Annotated in this window: 19 protein-coding genes and 1 pseudogene; 17 read left to right on the top strand and 3 right to left on the bottom strand. The window is 71.3% G+C overall.

The features are described from left to right. Positions 1-53: 53 nt before the first annotated feature. From STRAU_RS06475 to STRAU_RS06395, 17 genes and pseudogenes are all read left to right on the top strand, one after another. The gene (locus STRAU_RS06475) at positions 54-1,328 is read left to right on the top strand and encodes an MFS transporter (protein WP_016639451.1); all 1,275 of its coding nucleotides are present in this window, start codon (positions 54-56) and stop codon (positions 1,326-1,328) included. A gap of 9 nt (positions 1,329-1,337) precedes the next feature. Beyond that, positions 1,338-2,699: a Pup--protein ligase gene (gene pafA, locus STRAU_RS06470; protein ID WP_016639450.1), complete on the top strand. Its 1,362-nt coding sequence runs from the start codon at positions 1,338-1,340 to the stop codon at positions 2,697-2,699. A 183-nt stretch (positions 2,700-2,882) separates the two neighbouring features. Continuing rightward, positions 2,883-3,878, top strand: coding sequence for an FKBP-type peptidyl-prolyl cis-trans isomerase (locus STRAU_RS06465; RefSeq protein ID WP_016639449.1), 996 nt, complete (start codon positions 2,883-2,885; stop codon positions 3,876-3,878). Between the two features lie 64 nt (positions 3,879-3,942). Next, a complete protein-coding gene (locus STRAU_RS06460) occupies positions 3,943-4,317 on the top strand; it encodes an FKBP-type peptidyl-prolyl cis-trans isomerase (RefSeq protein ID WP_016639448.1) in 375 nt (124 codons plus the stop codon). Between the two features lie 191 nt (positions 4,318-4,508). Then, a complete protein-coding gene (locus STRAU_RS06455) occupies positions 4,509-5,525 on the top strand; it encodes a helix-turn-helix transcriptional regulator (protein ID WP_016639447.1) in 1,017 nt (338 codons plus the stop codon). Positions 5,526-5,543: 18 nt separating this feature from the next. Beyond that, a complete protein-coding gene (locus STRAU_RS06450) occupies positions 5,544-6,506 on the top strand; it encodes a helix-turn-helix transcriptional regulator (protein ID WP_016639446.1) in 963 nt (320 codons plus the stop codon). Positions 6,507-6,521: 15 nt separating this feature from the next. Further along, on the top strand, positions 6,522-6,776 hold the full coding sequence (locus tag STRAU_RS06445) for a hypothetical protein (protein WP_037657852.1): 255 nt from the start codon (positions 6,522-6,524) through the stop codon (positions 6,774-6,776). A 9-nt stretch (positions 6,777-6,785) separates the two neighbouring features. Then, positions 6,786-6,983: a hypothetical protein gene (locus STRAU_RS06440; protein ID WP_016639444.1), complete on the top strand. Its 198-nt coding sequence runs from the start codon at positions 6,786-6,788 to the stop codon at positions 6,981-6,983. A gap of 263 nt (positions 6,984-7,246) precedes the next feature. Next, positions 7,247-7,540: a Sec-independent protein translocase subunit TatA gene (gene tatA, locus STRAU_RS06435; protein ID WP_016639443.1), complete on the top strand. Its 294-nt coding sequence runs from the start codon at positions 7,247-7,249 to the stop codon at positions 7,538-7,540. A gap of 96 nt (positions 7,541-7,636) precedes the next feature. Further along, entirely contained in the window at positions 7,637-8,542 is a 906-nt protein-coding gene (gene tatC / locus STRAU_RS06430; protein WP_016639442.1) for a twin-arginine translocase subunit TatC, read from the top strand. A 48-nt stretch (positions 8,543-8,590) separates the two neighbouring features. Continuing rightward, entirely contained in the window at positions 8,591-9,481 is an 891-nt protein-coding gene (locus STRAU_RS06425) for a diacylglycerol kinase (RefSeq protein ID WP_016639441.1), read from the top strand. A gap of 182 nt (positions 9,482-9,663) precedes the next feature. Further along, the gene (locus tag STRAU_RS06420) at positions 9,664-12,474 is read left to right on the top strand and encodes a DEAD/DEAH box helicase (protein WP_016639440.1); all 2,811 of its coding nucleotides are present in this window, start codon (positions 9,664-9,666) and stop codon (positions 12,472-12,474) included. Between the two features lie 399 nt (positions 12,475-12,873). Beyond that, positions 12,874-14,505: an ATP-binding protein gene (locus STRAU_RS06415; protein ID WP_037657848.1), complete on the top strand. Its 1,632-nt coding sequence runs from the start codon at positions 12,874-12,876 to the stop codon at positions 14,503-14,505. Next, complete coding sequence (locus tag STRAU_RS06410; RefSeq protein WP_016639438.1) at positions 14,502-14,915, top strand: roadblock/LC7 domain-containing protein; 414 nt, start codon at positions 14,502-14,504, stop codon at positions 14,913-14,915. Before STRAU_RS06415 ends, STRAU_RS06410 begins: the two co-directional genes overlap by 4 nt. After that, positions 14,912-15,358, top strand: a complete 447-nt coding sequence (locus tag STRAU_RS06405; protein WP_016639437.1) for a DUF742 domain-containing protein — start codon at positions 14,912-14,914, stop codon at positions 15,356-15,358. The genes STRAU_RS06410 and STRAU_RS06405 overlap by 4 nt, the downstream gene beginning before the upstream one ends. Continuing rightward, a complete protein-coding gene (locus STRAU_RS06400; RefSeq protein WP_016639436.1) occupies positions 15,339-15,968 on the top strand; it encodes a GTP-binding protein in 630 nt (209 codons plus the stop codon). Before STRAU_RS06405 ends, STRAU_RS06400 begins: the two co-directional genes overlap by 20 nt. Before the next feature lie 111 nt (positions 15,969-16,079). Further along, a pseudogene (locus STRAU_RS06395) lies at positions 16,080-17,580 on the top strand (cytochrome P450). 25 nt (positions 17,581-17,605) lie between these two features. Here the strand turns inward: STRAU_RS06395 and STRAU_RS06390 are convergent. From STRAU_RS06390 to STRAU_RS06380, 3 genes are all read right to left on the bottom strand, one after another. After that, positions 17,606-18,550 carry an RluA family pseudouridine synthase gene (locus STRAU_RS06390; protein ID WP_016639434.1) on the bottom strand — a complete coding sequence of 315 codons (945 nt, stop codon included), beginning with the start codon at positions 18,548-18,550 and terminating at the stop codon, positions 17,606-17,608. A 240-nt stretch (positions 18,551-18,790) separates the two neighbouring features. Next, positions 18,791-19,378, bottom strand: coding sequence for a GNAT family N-acetyltransferase (locus tag STRAU_RS06385; protein WP_037657873.1), 588 nt, complete (start codon positions 19,376-19,378; stop codon positions 18,791-18,793). Positions 19,379-19,487: 109 nt separating this feature from the next. Then, on the bottom strand, positions 19,488-20,324 hold the full coding sequence (locus STRAU_RS06380; RefSeq protein ID WP_016639432.1) for a siderophore-interacting protein: 837 nt from the start codon (positions 20,322-20,324) through the stop codon (positions 19,488-19,490). Between the last annotated feature and the right edge of the window lie 16 nt (positions 20,325-20,340).

The following is a 20,340-nucleotide window of genomic DNA, read 5'->3' as shown; positions in this document are numbered from 1 at the left end:
ACGTACAACGTGAGGCGCCACGGCGCGCGGGCGGGGCGAGGAGAGGCTGGCTGATGGCGTCCGGATACGGCGAGATCCTGCGTGCGCGGTATGCGACGCGGCTGCTGGTGGGCACGTTGGTGGGCCGGCTGCCGAACGCGACGGCACCGATCGCCATCGTGCTGTTCGTCCGGGCCGAGGGCGGCTCGTACAGCCTGGCGGGCGCGCTCGCCGCCGTGTACGGCGTGGCCAACGCCCTCGGCCAGCCGCTGCTCGGCCGGCTCGTGGACCTCTACGGCCAGCCGCGCGTCCAGCTGCCCGGCGCCGTCGTCTCCGCCCTCGCCATGGCGGCGCTGGCCTGCACGGGCCCGGACTCGATCGCCCTCGCGTACGGCGCGGTGGCCGTGGCGGGGCTGTCCACGCCGCCCCTGGAGGGCGGCCTGCGCGCGCTGTGGCCGGATGTCCTGCGCGGCGAGAAGCAGGTGCACACGGCGTACGCCATGGACGCGGTGGCCCAGGAAGTCATGTTCACCGTCGGACCGTTGCTCGTCACCGGGTGCGTGGCGCTGTGGTCGGAGCGCGCGGCCCTGCTCGTCGTGAACGTGGTGGGGGTGCTCGGCGCCCTGTCGGTCGTGGTGTCCAAGCCCTCGCGCCGGTGGCGTTCGCAGGCGCGGGAGGCGCACTGGCTGGGGGCGCTGCGCTCCCCGGGCCTGCTCGCGCTGCTCGGGGCGTATCTGTTCGTCGGCATGGCGCTCGGCTCCATCAACGTCGCCGGTGTCTCGTACGCGGACGGGCACGGCGGGGACGCGGTGTACGGGTGGCTCATCGCGGCGCTGGGGCTCGGCGGCCTGGTCGGCGGCGTGCTGTACGGGGCGCGGCAGTGGGGCGGCGTACCCGAGAAGCGGCTGACCGTGCTCGTGGCGCTGCTCGCGCTCTGCTATCTGCCGCTGATGCTCACGCCGGGCGCGGTCGCGATGACGGCGCTCGCGGCGCTCGCGGGGCTGTTCCTCGCGCCGTCGCTGGCGTGCGCGTTCATCGTCGTGGACCGGCACGCCCCGCGGGGCACGGTGACGGAGGCGTTCTCCTGGCTGGTGACCACGTTCATGGTCGGTTCCTCGCTCGGAACCGCCGGGGCGGGTCCGGTCGTTGAACGGGGCGGCACGGTGTGGGGGTTCGCGGTGCCCGGGCTCGCGGGTGCGGCGGCGCTGGTCGTGCTGCTCGCCACGGGGCGCGTGCTCGCCGCGGGCGCCGACCCGGGTGCCGACATGGGCGGGACTGTTGACGGTTCATCGGAAACTGATCGAAACGGTGCCGCCGAACCCGGTTTCAGTGCGGGGCATCGGGCGTAATGTTCAGTCATGGACCGCCGCATTTTCGGGCTGGAGAACGAGTACGGCGTCACGTGCACGTTCAGGGGACAGCGCCGTCTGTCGCCTGACGAAGTGGCGCGCTACCTCTTCCGCCGTGTTGTGTCATGGGGCCGCAGCAGCAACGTCTTTCTGCGGAACGGCGCCCGTCTGTATCTCGACGTGGGCTCACACCCGGAATACGCCACACCCGAGTGTGACAACGTGACCGAGCTGGTGACCCACGACAAGGCAGGCGAGCGCATTCTGGAGGGCCTCCTCGTCGACGCCGAACGCCGCCTGCACGAGGAGGGAATCGCGGGCGACGTCTATCTCTTCAAGAACAACACCGACTCGGCGGGAAACTCCTATGGTTGCCACGAGAACTATCTCGTGGCCCGGCACGGGGAGTTCTCGCGTCTCGCGGACATCCTCATTCCGTTCCTCGTCACCCGGCAGTTGCTGTGCGGCGCCGGCAAGGTGCTGCAGACCCCGCGCGGCGCGGTGTACTGCGTGAGTCAGCGCGCGGAGCACATCTGGGAGGGCGTCTCGTCGGCGACGACACGCTCACGGCCGATCATCAATACGCGTGACGAACCCCACGCGGACGCCGAGCGCTATCGCAGGCTGCATGTGATCGTCGGGGACTCGAACATGTCCGAGACGACCATGCTCCTGAAGGTCGGCGCGACCGATCTCGTGCTGCGGATGATCGAAGCGGGCACGGTGATGCGGGACCTGACGCTGGAGAACCCGATCCGGGCCATCCGCGAGGTCAGCCACGACATCACGGGCCGCCGCAAGGTCCGCCTGGCCAGCGGCCGGGAGGCATCCGCCCTCGAGGTGCAGCGGGAGTACTACGAGAAGGCGGTCGACTTCGTCGAGCGCCGTGGCATCCGCACCGGCACGGTCGAGCAGGTCCTCGAACTCTGGGGCCGGACGCTCGACGCGATCGAGACCGAGGACCTGGACCGCATCGCCACCGAGATCGACTGGGTGATGAAGTACAAGCTCATCGAGCGGTATCGCGCCAAGAACAATATGACGATGTCGCACCCGAGGGTCGCGCAGATAGACCTGGCGTACCACGACATCCACCGCCGCCGGGGGCTGTACTACCTCCTGGAGAAGAAGGGCCAAGCCGCGCGGATCTGCAACGACTTGAAGATCTTCGAGGGCAAGTCGGTGCCGCCGCAGACCACCCGGGCGCGGCTGCGCGGCGACTTCATCCGCCGTGCCCAGGAGCAGCGCCGGGACTTCACGGTGGACTGGGTGCACCTCAAGCTGAACGACCAGGCGCAGCGCACCGTGTTGTGCAAGGACCCGTTCCGTTCCGTCGATGACCGGGTGGAGAAGCTGATCGCCGGAATGTGAGCCGTGGTCGGCCGCCGGATGACCGACTTGTGGTCGGTGAGCGGGCGGTTTGTGGTCGGTGAGACGCCGGGGCGTTGTGGGAACGCAACGCGGGGCGCCGTACGTTCCTCGTACGGCGCCCTTCTCACTGCGTAGAGTTGCGCGCACGCCAACCACAAGATCGATCGATACGAGGCCCCCACCGTGCGCCGACGCTCACTTCTCCTGGCCGTTCCGGCCGGCCTGCTGACCCTCGCCGGATGCGGCGACGACGACAAGTCCGACAAGGCCAAGACCAAGGACAGCCCGTCTCCTTCGAACTCGACGCCGCCGAAGGCGAAGATCGTCGACGGGCCGGTGCCCGCCGTGACGAAGGGCACCAAGTTCGGCGAGAAGCCCACGGTCGCCAAGGGCTCCGGCAAGCCGTCGTCCGACCTCGCCGTGAAGACCCTCGTCGCGGGCAAGGGCGTCGAGGTCGCCAAGGGTGACTATCTGCAGGCTCACTACCTCGGGCAGATCTGGGACACGGCCAAGGTCTTCGACAATTCGTACGACCGCAAGGCGCCGACGATCTTCCCGATCGGCGTCGGCCAGGTCATCCCGGGCTGGGACCAGGGCCTCGTCGGCCAGAAGGTCGACAGCCGCGTCGAGCTCGCCATCCCCCCGGTCCTCGGCTATGGCAAGCAGGGCAACAAGCAGGCGGGCATCAAGGGCACGGACACCCTGGTGTTCGTCGTCGACATCGTGAACACGTACGGCCCGAACAGCTCCGCCAAGGGCAAGGAAGTCGCCCAGGACAACAAGGACCTGCCGAAGATCGGCACGGACACCGACGGCAAGGCCCCCAAGATCGACGTCCCGAAGACGGACGCCCCGACCAAGGTCGTGTCGAGCTACGTCATCGAGGGCGACGGCGACGAGGTCAAGGAGAGCGACACGCTGCTCTGCCAGTACGAGGGCGTGCTGTGGGCGGACGGCAAGGAGTTCGACTCCTCGTACAAGAGGAAGCAGCTCGCGCAGTTCTCGCTGGCGCAGGTCATCCCCGGCTGGCGTGCGGGTCTGAAGGGCAAGAAGGTCGGCAGCCGCGTCCTGGTCGTCGTGCCCCCCAAGGAGGGGTATGGGGACAAGCCGCCGCAGGGCAGCTCCATCAAGAAGGACTCCACGCTGGTCTTCTCCGTGGACATCCTCGCCAAGATGTGACCCCCCGCGGCACGGATGCGAGACTGTCCCGGTTGCCCATCACGCACATGAGCAGGAGTTATTCGTGAGCATCGACAAGCCCGAGGTCGACTTCCCCGTCGGTGAGCCGCCCACCGAGCTGCAGATCAAGGACATCTGGGAGGGTGACGGCGCCGTCGCCAAGGCGGGCGACCTCGTCAAGGTCCACTACGTGGGCGTGGCCTTCTCCACGGGTGAGGAGTTCGACGCGTCCTGGAACCGCGGCAACCCGCTGCAGTTCGAGCTCGGCGCCGGCCAGGTCATCTCCGGCTGGGACCAGGGCGTGCAGGGCATGAAGGTCGGCGGCCGTCGCGAGCTGACCATCCCGGCGCACCTGGCGTACGGCGACCGCGGCGCCGGCGGCGGCCGTATCGCCCCGGGCGAGACGCTGATCTTCGTCTGCGACCTGGTCTCCGTCTGAGCCACTTCTGGGCGCGTCCGCGTCCGACCGGAAGTGTCCGGTGAGGGCCCATGCCTGCTCTGGCGTGGGCCCTCCGGTGTCTCTTCACCACCCCCAACGCGAGCCCTTCGGGGACGCACCTCCTGCCCTCGGCTTTTGCCGCGACACCCCGTAGCGGTACGGTCGTCGACCGGGAGAGAGAAAGGGCGTCGATGGCCATTGCCAAGGCCGAGCGGCTGATGAATCTGGCGCTGTGTCTGCTCGGGACGAGGCGGCCGCTCAGCAAGCGTGAGCTGCGCGAGTCCATCGAGGCATATGTCGAGGCGTTCGGGCCGGGGCCCGGTGCGCCCTTCGGGCCGGGCCGGAGCGCGCTCTCCGGGCCGGGGGGCGGGTCCGAGGACTCCTTCAACCGCATGTTCGAGCGCGACAAGGACGACCTGCGCGAACTCGGCCTGGTCATCGAGACGGTGGAGAACCTGGACGGCGAGGTCGGCTATCTGGCCCGCCGCGACAGCAACCGCCTGCCGCCCATCACGCTGGACGCCGAGGAGGCCGCCGCGCTCGGCCTGGCCGCGAAGGTGTGGCAGCAGGCCCGGCTCGCGGGCGCCGCGAGCGGCGCACTGCAGAAGCTGCGCGCCGCCGGACTGCCCGAGGACGTCGACCCCTACGAGGCGCACGGCGCCCTGGAGCCGCGCATCCCCGTGCACGAGGCCGCCTTCGAGCCGCTGATGCTGGCCTGCCGCGACCGGCGCCCCGTCGTCTTCGACTACCGCAAGGCCACCGCCGCGCGCCCCGAGCAGCGCCATGTGGAGCCGTGGGCCCTGGAGTGCTGGCGCGGGCACTGGTATCTGGCGGGCTGGGACCGCGACCGTGAGGCCGAGCGGGTCTTCCGGCTCTCCCGCATCACCGGGAAGGTCCGCTCGCGCGCCGGGAAGTTCCGGGCCGAGGTGCCCGACGTGGTCACCGTGCGGGAGACCGTGGCGAGCTGGGCGGGGGAGAGCGCGGACCGCACCGCCCTGATCCAGCTGCGCAAGGGCGCCGGATATCCGCTGCGAGCGAAGGCCGTGGGCTCCCGGGAACTCGGCGAGGGCTGGGACGAGTTGGAGATTCCGTACGGGCACGGGCTCGACGCGTGGCTGGTGGAGTTCGGGCCCGACGTGGTGGTCCTGGAGCCCGCGGAGCTGCGGGCCGATGTCGTGGACCGGCTGCGTGCCGTGGCCAAGGGCTGAGGGGGAACGGAACTAGCAATGGCCGCGAACGCCATCGATCAGACCAGGCGGATGCTGTCCCTGGTGACCTATCTGCGCGAGCGCCCCGGGGCGCGCGTCGGCGACGTCGCCCGGGCCTTCGGCATCACCCAGGACGAGCTGATCTCCGACCTGGACGTGCTGCCGCTGTGCGGGACCAGCTTCCGCGGCGGTGACCTCCTGGACATCGACACCGACGGCGAGCGCATCTGGTGGCACAACCCCGATGACGTCGCCGAGCCGCTGCGGCTCGCCGCCGACGAGGCCACGGCGCTGCTCGTGGCCGCCCGCGCGGTGTCCACGCTGCCGGGCCTGCGCGAGAGCGACCGGCTCGCGCTGCTGCGCGCGACGGCGAAGCTGGAGGAGGCGGCGGGCGAGGCGGCCGGGGCCAGCTCACGGCTCTCGGTCACCTTCGAGTCCGAGGGCGGGGTCTTCGCCGATGTGGACCGCGCCATCTCCGAGCGGCGCAGACTCTGGATCCGCTACTACTCCCCGGCCCGCGACCAGCTCACCGAGCGCGAGATCGACCCGATCCGGCTCGTCAGCGTCGGCCACACCTATGTGGAGGCGTGGTGCCGCCGCTCCGAGGCGCGCCGCACCTTCCGGCTCGACCGGGTCGCCGAGATCAAGATCCTGGACGAGCCGTCCGCGCCGCCCGAGGTCGAGCTGCGGGACCTCTCCGCGGGCCTGGTGCAGCCTGCCGCCGAGGACCCCGAGGTCGTGGTGGAGGTCGGCCCCGGCGGCCGCTGGGTCGCCGAGTACTACCCCCACGACAGCGCGGAAGAGCTCCCCGAGGGCGGCCTGCGCATCACGCTGCGCACCCCCGACCCGGCATCGCTGCGCCGCCTCGCGCTGCGCCTGGGCCGCGACGGCCACATCGTCTCGCCCCAGGACCTGGCGGACAACGCCCGCCGCGCGGCGCGGGAGGCGCTGGCGGCGTACGAAGAAGGCGAACAGAGCTGAGGAGAGTTGCCCAGTATGTCACTGATGCCCCTTACGCCCCATTCAGTGGCCGCGGTCCTCTTCAAGGCCGCCTGCCCCGACTGCCGCGCGCGGTTCGAACTGTCCGCGGGGGCGCTGCGGCTGGCCATCGGCGCCAGTCGGCGCACCACCTTCTACTCCTTCACCTGCCCGGAGTGCGGCAACGCCGTGCGCAAGCCCGCCGGTGAGCGCATCGTCGAACTCCTCACCGGGGGCGGGGTGCGGACACTGCGGCTGCACTCGACCGTCTAGGCTCGGCACATGTTCTGGGCGATGCTGGCGGTGGGCGCGGGGTTCTTCGGCCTCGCCGTCCTGAGTGTGTTCGCGATCAAGGTCTTCGTCGAGGCCCAGCGGCTCGGCCGTCAAGTGAGCGAGACCACACAGCAGATCAACCGCGCCGCCGAGGACCTGGAGAAGGCCGCGGCCGGGGTCGCCCGGGCAGGCCGGGACCTCGGCTGAACGGCGCCTTCCGCCCGATGTCGGGTGGCGAGGTCCGACCGCTCGCGGCGCGCGGCGCGGTGCGGCCTGTCAACTCCCCTTACCAGGCGGGTACGCTGCTGAAGCGGCCCGAAATGTGAGGCGCGGGCCGCAACTGGGAGTATGCACGGGGATTGCCCTGCGTTTACTCCAGGGGGTTACGATCGCTGGCAAGCCCGGTGGTCGGACGACTGTCCGACAGCCGGTCCCGAAATCTGACGCCTCGGTGAAGAAGGTAGACAGCTATGGGTAGGCTCGGCCCCACCGAGATCATCCTGATCCTCGTCGTCCTGGTCCTGCTCTTCGGTGCGAAGAAGCTGCCGGACATGGCCCGATCCCTCGGCAAGTCGGCGCGGATCCTCAAGAGCGAGGCCAAGGCGATGAAGTCGGACGGCAAGCAGGACGAGGCGGCCCCCGCCGACCCGCCCGCGCCCGCCGACCAGCCCGCTCCGCAGCAGCGCACCATCCAGGCCGCGCCCGGCGACGTGACCAGCTCGCGTCCCGTCACCGAGCCGACCGACCAGACGACTAAGCGCTGATCCAAGGCCGGCGCCGACAAGCTGGCCTGCCGCACGAGATGAGGACGTGGGTTGCTTAAGTCTGCCCGCAAGAAGGAGCGGGATCCCGAAGGGCGTATGCCGCTTGCGGACCACCTGCGCGAGCTCCGCAACCGGCTTGCCAAGGGGCTCCTCGCCATCACGATCGTGTCGATCGTGGCGGCTTTCTACAGCCAGCAGCTGATGGACTTCCTCTCCGACCCCGTGCCGCGCTGCAAGGGGGGGCTGGGCGAGTCCACCGGCGGCTCCTGTGCCGTCGTCTCCTACACCAAGCTACTGTCGCCGTTCACCACGACGGTGAAGGTCAGCCTCATGGCGGGCATCGTCCTCTCCAGCCCGGTCTGGCTGTACCAGCTCTGGGCCTTCGTCGCGCCGGGGCTGCACAAGAGCGAGCGCAAGTACACCTACGCGTTCGTCGCCGCGGCCGTGCCGCTCTTCTTCGCCGGTGCCTGGCTCGCGTACGTGATCATGCCGATCAGCATGCGCGTGCTCCTCGGCATCACGCCAGACGGCGCGTCCAATATCCTCGAGATGGACGACATCCTCGACTTCAGCGTCCGGATGGTCCTCGTCTTCGGCGCCTCCTTCGAACTGCCCCTGCTGCTCGTGATGCTCAACATGACGGGCATGGTCACCGGGCGCCGCATGCTCGGCTGGTGGCGCGGCGTCGTGATGGGCGTCTTCGTCTTCGGCGCGGTCGCCACGCCCACGACGGACCCCGTCGGCATGCTGGCGCTCGCCGGTCCCATCGTCGTCCTCTACTTCCTCGCCGTCGGCTTCTCGATCCTGAACGACAAGCGCCGCCGCCGCGCGGACCCGGACGCGGAACTCGACGACGACGAGGCCGCCGACCTGGACCTCACCCCGGCCCCGGTCGACGAGATCGAGCCGGTCCCCGCGTCCAGCGCCCTGCCGGAACAGACCAACGGCAGCGGCTCCGAGCCCCGCACCTCCCGGTACAACGGGTACGACGACGTCACCTGAGGGGCCCGCGACTGGTTGCCGCGGCGTACCGCCTTGTAGGGTCCGCCCGTGACCAGCGAGATCACCCTCTTCGTCAATCCCACGGCGGGCCGTGGCCGCGGCGCGCATGCCGCGCAGCCGGCCGCGGCCGCCCTGCGCGCGGCCGGATTCTCCGTACGTACCGTCATCGGCGAGGACGCCGGGGACGCGCTGCACCGGGCCCGCGCCGCGGTCGACGGCGGCACCGGGGCGCTGATAGCCGTCGGCGGCGACGGCATGGCGAGCCTCGCCCTGCAGGCCGTCGCGGGGACGCGCACCCCGCTCGGGGTGATCGCCGTGGGCACCGGCAACGACTTCGCGCGGGCCCTCGGCCTGCCCGTGCGGGAGCCCGCCGCCGCGGGTACCGTCGTCGCCGCCGCGCTGAAGGAGACGCGGATACGGGATGTCGATCTGGGGCGGGTCGGTGCCACCTGGTTCGGGACGGTGCTCGCCTCCGGCTTCGACTCGCGGGTCAACGACCGCGGCAACCGCATGCGGTGGCCCAGCGGGCGGTTCAAGTACGACCTCGCGATGATCGCGGAACTGGCCGCGTTCAAGCCGGTCCCGTACCGCATCACCCTGGACGACGGCGACGTGCGCGAGGTCGAGGCGACGCTGGTCGCCATCGGCAACGGATCGTCGTACGGCGGCGGCATGAGGATCTGTGCCGGGGCCGACATGAGCGACGGGCTCTTCGACGTCACCGTGGTCGGCGACTGCAGCCGGACCATGCTGCTCAAGGTCTTTCCGCGGGTCTACCGGGGCACGCACCTGGACCACCCGAAGGTCACCGTGCACCGGGCCGCGAAAGTGGAGGTCGCGGCGCCGGGGACCACCGGGTACGCGGACGGCGAGCGGCTGGGGGAGCTGCCGCTGACGGCGCTGTGCGTGCCGGGGGCGGTGCGGGTCCTCGGGCCCTGAGACGGGCCTGAGGCGGCCCTGAGCCGGGCCTGAGTCGGACCCTGAAGCGGACCCGGAGGTGGCTTCCGCCGCTGCGCCGGGTCGCGCGTGTCACCGGCCCGTACGTCCGTGACCTGCGGTTTCTCTCCGGTCCCGATAAAGATCGTCCGTTGTCAGTGGTGGCCGGTAGGCTCGAAAGCACGATGACAGAGGACCTCTCACCGGCCGAGCGGTATGCGGCAGCGCGTCAGCGTGCTGCCGAGCAGGCCACCGCGCTCGCGGACTTCCGCGAGATGTACGAATTCGGCCTCGACCCCTTCCAGATCGAGGCGTGCCAGGCGCTCGAAGGCGGCAAGGGCGTGCTCGTGGCCGCCCCCACGGGCTCCGGCAAGACGATCGTCGGCGAGTTCGCCGTGCACCTCGCCCTCCAGCGGGGCAAGAAGTGTTTCTACACCACCCCGATCAAGGCGCTCTCCAACCAGAAGTACGCCGACCTCGCCAAACGGTACGGCGCGGACCAGGTCGGCCTGCTCACCGGCGACAACAGCGTCAACTCCGAGGCACCGGTGGTCGTGATGACCACCGAGGTCCTGCGGAACATGCTGTACGCGGGCTCCCAGTCCCTGCTCGGCCTCGGCTATGTGGTGATGGACGAGGTGCACTACCTCTCGGACCGCTTCCGCGGCGCCGTCTGGGAGGAAGTGATCATTCACCTCCCGGAGTCGGTCACTCTCGTGTCGCTCTCGGCCACGGTGTCGAACGCGGAGGAGTTCGGGGACTGGCTCGACACGGTCCGCGGCGACACCGAAGTGATCGTGTCCGAGCACCGCCCGGTGCCGCTGTTCCAGCACGTGCTGGCGGGCCGCCGGATGTACGACCTCTTCGAGGAGGGGGAGGGCCGGCGCAAGACGGTCAACCCCGACCTGACGCGGATGGCCCGCCTGGAGGCCAGCCGGTCCTACAACCCGCGGGACCGCCGCAAGGGCAAGATGGTCCGCGAGGCCGACCGCGAGCGGGAGCGCAGGTCGCGGTCGCGGATCTGGACGCCGGGCCGGCCCGAAGTCATCGAGCGCCTGGACGCCGAAGGGCTCCTGCCCGCCATCACGTTCATCTTCAGCCGCGCCGGCTGCGAGGCCGCCGTCCAGCAGTGTCTGTACGCGGGCCTGCGCCTGAACGACGACGAGGCGCGCCTGCGGGTGCGCGAACTCGTCGAGGAGCGCACCGCCTCCATCCCGAACGAGGACCTCCACGTCCTCGGCTACTACGAATGGCTGGAGGGCCTGGAGCGCGGCATCGCCGCCCACCACGCCGGCATGCTGCCGACCTTCAAGGAGGTCGTGGAGGAGCTGTTCGTGCGCGGCCTGGTGAAGGCCGTGTTCGCCACCGAGACGCTGGCACTCGGCATCAACATGCCCGCGCGCAGCGTGGTCCTCGAAAAGCTCGTGAAGTGGAACGGCGAACAGCACGCCGACATCACCCCGGGTGAGTACACGCAGCTCACCGGCCGCGCCGGCCGCCGCGGCATCGACGTGGAGGGCCACGCGGTCGTGCTGTGGCAGCGCGCCATGAACCCCGAGCACCTGGCGGGCCTCGCGGGCACCCGCACCTACCCCCTCCGCTCCAGCTTCAAGCCGTCGTACAACATGGCGGTGAACCTGGTCGAGCAGTTCGGCCGGCACCGCTCGCGCGAGCTCCTTGAGACGTCCTTCGCGCAGTTCCAGGCCGACAAGTCGGTCGTCGGGATCTCCCGCCAGGTGCAGAAGAACGAGGAGGGCCTCGACGGCTACAAGGAGTCGATGACCTGCCACCTGGGGGACTTCGAGGAGTACGCGCGGCTGCGCCGCGAGCTCAAGGACCGCGAGAACGAGATCGCCAAGCAGGGCGCCGTCCAGCGCAGGGCCGCCGCCGCGGCCGCCCTGGAGAAGCTCAAGCCGGGCGACGTGATCCATGTGCCCACGGGCAAGTACGCGGGCCTCGCCCTGGTGCTCGACCCCGGGCTGCCCGCGGGCCGGGCCAACGGCCACCGCGGCTTCGAGCACCAGGACGGCCCGCGCCCGCTGGTGCTCACCGCCGAGCGGCAGGTCAAGCGGCTCGCGTCGATGGACTTCCCGGTGCCCGTCGAGGCCGTGGAGCGGATGCGCATCCCCAAGTCGTTCAACGCGCGCTCCCCGCAGTCCCGCCGCGACCTCGCCTCGGCGCTGCGCACCAAGGCCGGGCACATCGTGCCCGAGCGGCACCGCAAGGGCCGTTCGGCGGCCGCCGACGACCGCGAGATCGCCCGTCTGCGCGCCGAGTTGCGGGCCCACCCGTGCCACGGCTGCGACGAGCGCGAGGACCACGCCCGCTGGGCCGAGCGCTATCATCGCCTGCTGCGCGACACCGCGCAGCTGGAGCGCCGCATCGAGGGCCGCACGAACACCATCGCCCGCACCTTCGACCGCATCGTCGCGCTGCTCACCGAGCTCGACTATCTGCGCGGCGACGAGGTCACCGAGCACGGCAGGCGCCTCGCCCGGCTCTACGGCGAATTGGACCTGCTGGCGAGCGAATGCCTGCGCGCGGGCGTGTGGGAGGGCCTGTCGCCCGCCGAACTGGCCGCGTGCGTCTCGGCGTTGGTGTACGAGGCCCGGGTCGCCGACGACGCGCTCGCACCCAAGCTGCCCTCCGGCAAGGCCAAGGCGGCGCTCGGTGAGATGGTGCGCATCTGGGGGCGCCTGGACGCCTTGGAGGAGGAGTTCCGGATCAGCCAGACGGAGGGCGTCGGGCAGCGTGAGCCCGACCTGAACTTCGCCTGGGCGGCGTACATGTGGGCGGGCGGCAGCGGCCTCGACGAGGTCCTGCGCGAGGCGGAGATGCCGGCCGGGGACTTCGTGCGCTGGTGCAAGCAGGTCATCGATGTGCTCGGGCAGATCTCGGCGGCGGCGCCGCGCGAGGGCAGCACGGTCGGGAAGAACGCGCGCAAGGCCGTGGACCAACTCCTGCACGGAGTCGTGGCGTACAGCTCCGTCGGCTGACGTACAACGGCGTTCAAGTGGCCCCCGTCGGGTGAACCGGCGGGGGCCGCTGCCGTCCCCGCGTCCGGTGCGCCCACCGGGGGCGCGCCGTGGCTGAAACGTCCCCCTCCGTGACTCCATGCGATTATGTGGTTGCCGCGCGTGCAAATGGGGCAGAGTGTAGGCCCCTCGGGAGGCGCTCGCAGAGGGTTGCCGAATATGACTCCAGCGTGATGCGAGCGGACTAAGCTCGCCCGGAGCGCGGCGAGTTGAACGAGTTGCGACAGATTCGCGCGCTTGTTCCCAGATATTCGATAGTTCGTTTTCTTCGCGCGGGGCGAATCCCCGGCGAACCCTCACATCCCCCACGTTTCCGACGTCCCCAACTTCCTCCCCAAGACGAGTGTTCAGAGGGCATACATGGTGAGTGTTCAATCGCCTCCCGGTGGCCGAGAAGTCCCTTACGCACGCGTGCTGTTGCTGCCCGCCATGCTGATGGCCGCGGCGACGGGAGCCGCCGTCGCCGCGGTGACGGAGCCGGCCCGGATCGCGGTCGGCTGGTGCGGCGCCATCGCCACGCTCGTGGTCATCGCCGTCGGCTCCGAGGCGGCGCGCCGCGGCCGCGTCCTCCGGAACCTGCGCAGGAGCCACGCGGCGCAGACCGCCCACCTGGAGCACCGCATCGCGGCCCTCGACGAGGACACCGTCCGCCTGGGCAGTGAGCTGCTGCCCGAGACCCTGCACCGGGTCCGGCAGGGCGAGGCCCCCTCGGAGGTCATCCGCCACGTCATCGACGGCGACGAGACCAACCGCCGGCTGCCGCAGTCCCAGCGCATCCTGCTGCGCGCCATCCTGGACACCCTGGACCGCGAGGAGGCGATGCGCGAGAACTCGCAGCGCGCCTTCGTCAACATCGCGCGGCGCGTGCAGTCCATCGTCCACCAACAGGCCGCGGAACTGCGCGACATGGAGGAGTTCCACGGCCGCAACCCCGAGGTCTTCGACGACCTGCTCCGCATCGACCACGGCACGGCCCTCATCGGCCGCCTCGCCGACTCGATCACGGTGCTCGGCGGCGCCAGGCCGGGACGCCAGTGGCCCAAGCCCGTACCGCTGTTCAGCGTGTTGCGCGGCGCCATGTCCCGGATCCTGGAGTACCAGCGCGTCGACCTGCACTCCATCGCCAAGGTCAACATTCACGGCACCAAGGTGGAGCCGCTCATCCACGCCTGCGCCGAACTGCTCGACAACGCCACGCGCTACTCGCCGCCGCAGACCCGGGTGCACGTCACCGCGGTCGAGGTGCAGACGGGCATCGCCGTCGAGATCGAGGACGGCGGCGTCAGCCTCAGCGAGGAGGCCCGCGCCCGGGCCGAGCGGATGCTGGAACGGGCCCAGCAGGGCATGGACCTGAACGACCTCGGTGAGACACCGCGCCTCGGCATGGCCGTCGTGGGCCGGCTCTCGCAGATGTACAACCTCCAGGTGTCGCTCAGGCAGTCGGCGTACGGCGGCGTCCGCGCCGTCCTCATCGTGCCGCGCGACATGCTCACCTCCGAGCCGGCGCCCGGCCTCGCGCACGGCATCGGTGCCGCCGCCGTGCCGCGCGTGAACGCCGACGGCACCATCATCGAAGAGGCCCGCGACATCCGCCGCAAGAAGCCGCGCAAGGTCACCACGGTGCCGCGCCCCTCCATGCCGCTCAGGGCGTCCATGGAGGACGACATCCCCGAAGTCACCGAGTGGACGGCCAACGGCCTTCCGCAGCGCAGGAGTCGGGTCAAGATGTCGCTCAGCGAGCGCTACGCGCAGGAGGCCGAGGCCCAGCGCCGCGCCGAGGCGGCCATGGCCGCCGGGCCCCCTCCACCGCCGCAGCCGGCGCAGCAGGAGGAGAAGGAGCCCGGTCTCTGGATCGAGGCATTCATGAAGGGCGTGAACGGCGAGGACCCCGCCGGGGGCGACCGCCCGCACGACCCGGCGGCCCCGCAGCAGGTCCGCAACCAGAACGACCACGGCAGCACCGACAACGCCGACGAGGGGGGCTGGAAGTGATCCAGCAGCGGGCCAACTTCGACTGGATGCTCAAGGAGCTCGCCGACGGCGTGCACGGGGTCCGGCAGATCGTGGTGCTCTCCGCCGACGGACTGCGCATCGCGCGCCACGGCGGCGACCCCGACGGAGCCGACCGCCTCGCCGCCGCCTGCGCCGGGCTGCAGAGCCTCGCCGCCGCCGTCGCCACCGAGATCCCGGAGAGCGACGGCAACGGCAAGATGCGCATGGTCATCATCGAGGTCAACGGCGGCTACTTCTACATGATGGCCGCGGGCGCCGGCGCGTATCTCGCCGTGCTTGCCGAGGAGACCGTCGACGCGGGACTGATCGGCAACCGCATGCGGGACCTGGTCGTCCGGATCGGCGCCCACCTCACGAGCCCGCCCCGGCGAGACGGGCAGGCCGTATGACTCATCCGCAAGACCCCCCGCAAGACGCCATCCCCGAAGGACCGGACGGTTTCCCCGGCCTCGACGGCCCCGATGACCGCTTCCAGGCGGAGGTGCCCGTCCGGCGTGAACGCCGCACTCCCGAGAACCCGGAGAGGCTCTACATCCTCACCGGCGACGACTCGGAGCGGGCACCGCTCGACCTGGTCACGCTGATCGTCGCCAAGGACGACCCGGCCCCGACGGCGCAGCCCGAGCAGACCGCCGTGCTGCGGCTGTGCCGGACACCGCTGTCCGTCGCGGAGCTCTCGGCCTACATGGCGTTGCCGGTCAGCGTGGTGACCGTGGTCCTCACGGACCTGCTCGCGGCCGACTTAGTGCAGGCGCGCGCACCCGTCGTGCGCTCCGCGCTCCCCGACCGTTCCCTTCTCGAAGCGGTGATGCATGGACTTCAAAAGCTCTGACACGCTCACCAACGGCGCGATCACCGGGCCCAGCGAGCGGGACGTCCTGCCCGACACGGCCGCGGCCGCCGTGAAGGTCGTCATCGTGGGCGGGTTCGGAGTCGGCAAGACGACGATGGTGGGCTCGGTCAGTGAGATCCGTCCGCTGACCACCGAAGAGACCATGACGCAGGCCGGCATCGGCGTCGACGACAACTACGGCTCCGAGACGAAGACGGCCACGACCGTCGCGATGGACTTCGGCCGGATCAGCATCTCCGAGGAACTGGTGCTGTATCTGTTCGGCACCCCGGGCCAGGAGAGGTTCTGGTTCCTGTGGAACGGCCTCTTCGAGGGTGCCCTCGGCGCCGTCGTCCTCATCGACACCCGCCGCCTGGAGGTCAGCTTCGACGTGATCGGACGCCTGGAGGAGCGCGGCGTCCCGTTCATCATCGCCGTCAACGACTTCCCGGACGCGCCCCGCCACCCGGTCGACGCTCTGCGTACGGCTCTCGACCTGGACAGCCACGTACCGATAGTGCACTGCGACGCCCGCCGGCGGATCTCCAGCAAGGACACGCTGATGACACTCATGCGCTATCTGCACGCCCTGGCCGCGGCCAGGGCCTGACCGCACCGGCTCGCGCAGCCGGACCTGTCCGGCACGCCCCACCCCCGTTCCACCCGCAGCCCGCCCCACGACCCCACACCCGGACCTTTCGCGACCCCGGAGCGAACCACCGTGACGACTCCCTCACCCTCCCGGCCCGGCACCGACGCGGCCACCGCGCCGCCCCCCGGCTGCCCCGCCCACGAGCCCTCCGGCTTCGGCGCCGGCGGCCTGCGCCGCCTGTTCGGCCCCGAGGCCGACCACGACCTCGCGGGCGTGTACGAGAAACTGCGCGCCGAACACGGCCCGGTGGCCCCGGCGCTGATCCACAACGACGTACGCGTCTGGGCGGTGCTCGGCCACAGCGAGAACCTGCACATGGTCCGCACGCCGTCGCAGTACTGCCGCGACTCCCGGCAGTGGAGCGCCGTCAAGGACGGCACCGCGGGCCTGGACCACCCGCTCTGCGCCGGTGTTCACCTGGCAGCCGATGTGCTCCTTCGCCGAGGGCGCCGAGCACCAGCGTCTGCGCGGGGCCGTCACCGGCGCCATGGCGGGCCTCGACCACCGCGGCATCCGCCGCCACATCAACCGCTACAGCAACAGGCTGCTCAACGACATCTGCGAGATCGGCCGGGCCGACCTGGTGGGCCAGTTCGCCGAGCATCTGCCGATGATGGTGATGCTGCACGTCCTCGGCATGCCCGAGGAGTACAGCGAGCGCATGGTGCAGGCGGCCCGGGACATGATCAAGGGCACCGAAACGGCCATCGCCAGCAACGCGTACGTGATGGAGGCGCTCACCCGGCACGTCGTGCGCCGCCGGGCCCAGCCCGAGGAGGACTTCACCAGCGCCCTCATCGCCCAGCCCGCGCAGCTCACCGACGACGAGGTCGCCGCCCATCTGCGGCTTGTGCTGATCGCGGCGTACGAGGCCACGGCGAACCTCATCGCGAACGTGCTGCGCATGGTGCTGACCGACCCGCGCTTCCGCGCCCAGCTCAGCGGCGGCCAGATGACCGTCCCCGAGGCGGTCGAGCAGTCGCTGTGGGACGAGCCGCCGTTCAGCGCGATGGTCGGCTACTTCGCGAAGCAGGACACCCAGCTCGGCGGCCAGCAGATCAAGGCGGGCGACGGCCTGCTCCTCGGCATCCAGCCGGGCAACGTCGACCCCATTGTCCGCCCCGACCTGTCCGCGAACATGCAGGGCAACCGGTCCCACCTCGCGTTCAGCGGCGGGCCGCACGAGTGCCCCGGCCAGGACATCGGCCGCGCCATCGCCGACACCGGTGTGGACGCGCTGCTCATGCGGCTGCCCGACGTGGAACTCGCCGTGGACGAGCGGGAGTTGCGCTGGCGGTCGTCGATCCTGTCGCGGCATCTGGTGGAGCTGCCGGTGCAGTTCGGCAAGCGGCCGCCGCAGGACGTCACGGCCCGGCCGATGTCGCATGTGCCGACGCCGCGCAAGAACTGGGAGGTGTCGTCCCCGATGCCGCAGCCGTTCCCGCAGCCGGCCGCCCCGGCCGCGCAGCCGGCGGCCCCCGCGGCCCCGGCACCGCAGGACCCGGCGGCCGCGCCGGTCCGGCGCAAGGGTGCGTGGCGGCGCTTCCTGGAGTGGTGGCGGGGCTACTGAGCGCTTCGCCGGCTCCCGGGCCGGGCTAGTGGGCCCAGTCCTCGTACGCGGACCATGATTCCAGGGTGCGTCCGCTCACGAAGCGGTGTGCGGTCCCGGTGACGGGGTCGGTGAACTCCAGGACACGGGCCAGGAGTTGGAGGGGGCGCCGGAAGTCGTCCGGCGCCGCCGCCGCGCGTACCTCCGGGTAGAGCGGGTCGCCCAGGATGGGCAGGCCGAGGGCGTTCATATGGACGCGGAGCTGGTGCGTGCGGCCGGTGTGCGGGAGGAGCCGGTAGCGGCCGAGCCGGCCGTCGTGCTCGATCAGTTCGACGCGGCTCTCGCTGTTCGGCTCGGCGCCGGGCACCTCGTAGGCGGCGAGGACGCCGCGTTCTTTGACGATGTGGCTGCGTACGGTGCGCGGCAGGTCGAGCCCAGGGTCGTAAGCGGCCACGGCCTCGTACTCCTTGTGCACCCGGCGGTCGCGGAACAGCGACTGGTACGCGCCGCGTTCCTCGGGCCGCACCGTGAACAGGAGCAGCCCCGCGGTGAGCCGGTCCAGGCGGTGCGCGGCGCCGAGCGCCGGGATGCCGAGGCGGGAGCGCAGCCGGGCGAGAGCCGTCTGGGCCACGTGGCTGCCGCGCGGCATGGTGGCGAGGAAATGCGGTTTGTCGGCGACGACGATGTGCTCGTCGCGGTGGACGACGTCGATGGCGCCGGGGACCGGGGGCTCGTCCGGCAGGTCCCGGTGGAACCACAGGTACGCGCCCGGCGTGTACGGGGCGTCGGGTGCCACCGGCGTCCCGTCCGCGCCGACGATCCGCCCTTCGCGCAGCATCGCGTCGACGAGGCCGGGCGGTGCCGCGAGCCGCTCGACGAGATGGTCCCGTACGCAGGCCCACGCCCCGCCGTCCGGCAGCCGGACCCGCACCGGGTCGACGCCGTCGCGCTGCGGCAGGGGAGCGGGCGGAACGCGGCGTCTTCGGGTCACAGCGGGCAAGAGTACGGGGCGTGGGGTCTGCCGGGGCGGGGCCCCTCCGCGTGGGGTGCCCTCGCTCTGCGTGGGGTGCCGTTCCTCTGCGCGAGGCGCCTCCCTCTGCGCGGGGCCCTTCGCCTGTGGCTGGGCAGGGGGTGCCTCTTGTGGTTCCTTGCAGGCCGCGGGGTTCGATGTGGCTTGGCGCGCAGTTCCCCGCGCCCCTTCGGGGCGCGGCTCCCCTGGCCCCGTCCTCCCTCAGGTCGCGTCCCCCCTGATCCGGGCGTGCAGGTGCATGTCGTGCCAGCCGTCCTCGTGCAGCACCGCGCTCCGTTTGACGCCCTCCGCCACGAAGCCGGTCTTCAGGGCCACCCGGCACGACGCCTCGTTGGCCGTGGCGTGGTAGAGCTCCAGCCGGTGCAGGCCCACCACGTCGAGCGCCCAGCCCGCGAGCGCGGTGACCGCGCGCGGCGCGACGCCCCGGCCGCGGGCGCGCGGCATCGTCCAGTACGCCATCTCCGCCTGGCCGTCACCGAGGTTGATCTCGCGCAGCGCGACCCGGCCCGCCACCTCGCCGGTGTCCGCGTCCGCGACCGCCCAGGTCGCGGCCCGCTCCTTCGCCCACGCCGCGCGCCAGTCCTCGATCCACTCCCGGGCCTCGTCCTCGGAGTCGGCCACCCGCGCGTGCCACCGCTGCAACGCCGGGTCCTGGAACGCCTCGTACACGGCGGGCGCGTCCTTGGGCGACCAGGCACGCAGGATCAGGCCACCGGAGGCGGCGAGGGTCGGTTGCTCCTGGCCGGCGAGGGTGCCGGGCTCCACCACGTTGGGGATCTTGTAAGGCATGCCGTCATCGTGCAGCGCGGCCGCCGCGCGGGGACAGCGGTTTTCCCGCGCGACCGCCCGGCGCCGCCGCCGGCCCACGCAGGCGGCGCCCACCCTCACCGCCGAAGCGCTATGCCGCCACTTCCTGCTCGGCCTCCACCTGCGCGTTCCACTCCCGCTTCGACGCCTGCCAGCCGTCCTCGTTGTGGCCGAGGCGCCAGTAGCCGGACACGGAGAGGCGCTCGCGCGGGACCTGGTGCTCCACGCGCAGCAGGCGGCGCAGCTCCTTCACGAAGCCCGCCTCGCCGTGCACGAACGCCTGCATGTCGCCCGCGGGGAAGTCCAGCGCGCGCACGGCCTCGACCAGGGCCTGGCCGACGGGGCGGCCGGCGCGGTGCAGCCAGACGACCTCGGCGTGCGTGTCGATCGGCTGCTCCTCCTCGGGACCCTCGACCTCCACGAAGGCGCGCACGTCGGCGCCTTCGGGCAGGGCCTCCAGGGCGGCGGCGATCGCGGGCAGGGCGCTCTCGTCGCCGGCGATCAGGTGCCAGTCGGCGGCCGGGTCCGGGGTGTACGCGCCGCCGGGGCCGAGCATGCGGACCGTCTCACCCGGCCGCACCCGCTGCGCCCACGGTCCGGCGAGGCCCTCGTCGCCGTGGATCACGAAGTCGAGGGCGAGCTCCCGGGTCTTGGGGTCCCACCAGCGCACCGTGTACGTACGCGTCACGGGCCACTGCTCGCGCGGCAGCTCCTCGCGGATGCGCTGGATGTCGAAGGGCTCCGGATAGCTCACGCCCTCCGGCGCGAAGAGCAGCTTCACATAGTGGTCCGTGCAGTCCCCGGCCGTGAACTCCGCCAGGCCCTCGCCGCCGACGACCACGCGCTGCATATGGGGCGTCAGCCGTTCGGTGCGCACGACCTGCGCGATGTGGGGCTTGGGAGTCTTGCGTGCGGGTCGCTCTGCCATGGCGGTCGGCCTTCCC

The organism is Streptomyces aurantiacus JA 4570 (assembly GCF_000414115.1).
Taxonomy (GTDB): Bacteria; Actinomycetota; Actinomycetes; order Streptomycetales; family Streptomycetaceae; genus Streptomyces; species Streptomyces aurantiacus_A.
This window is presented reverse-complemented; position numbering and strand designations above follow the sequence as displayed.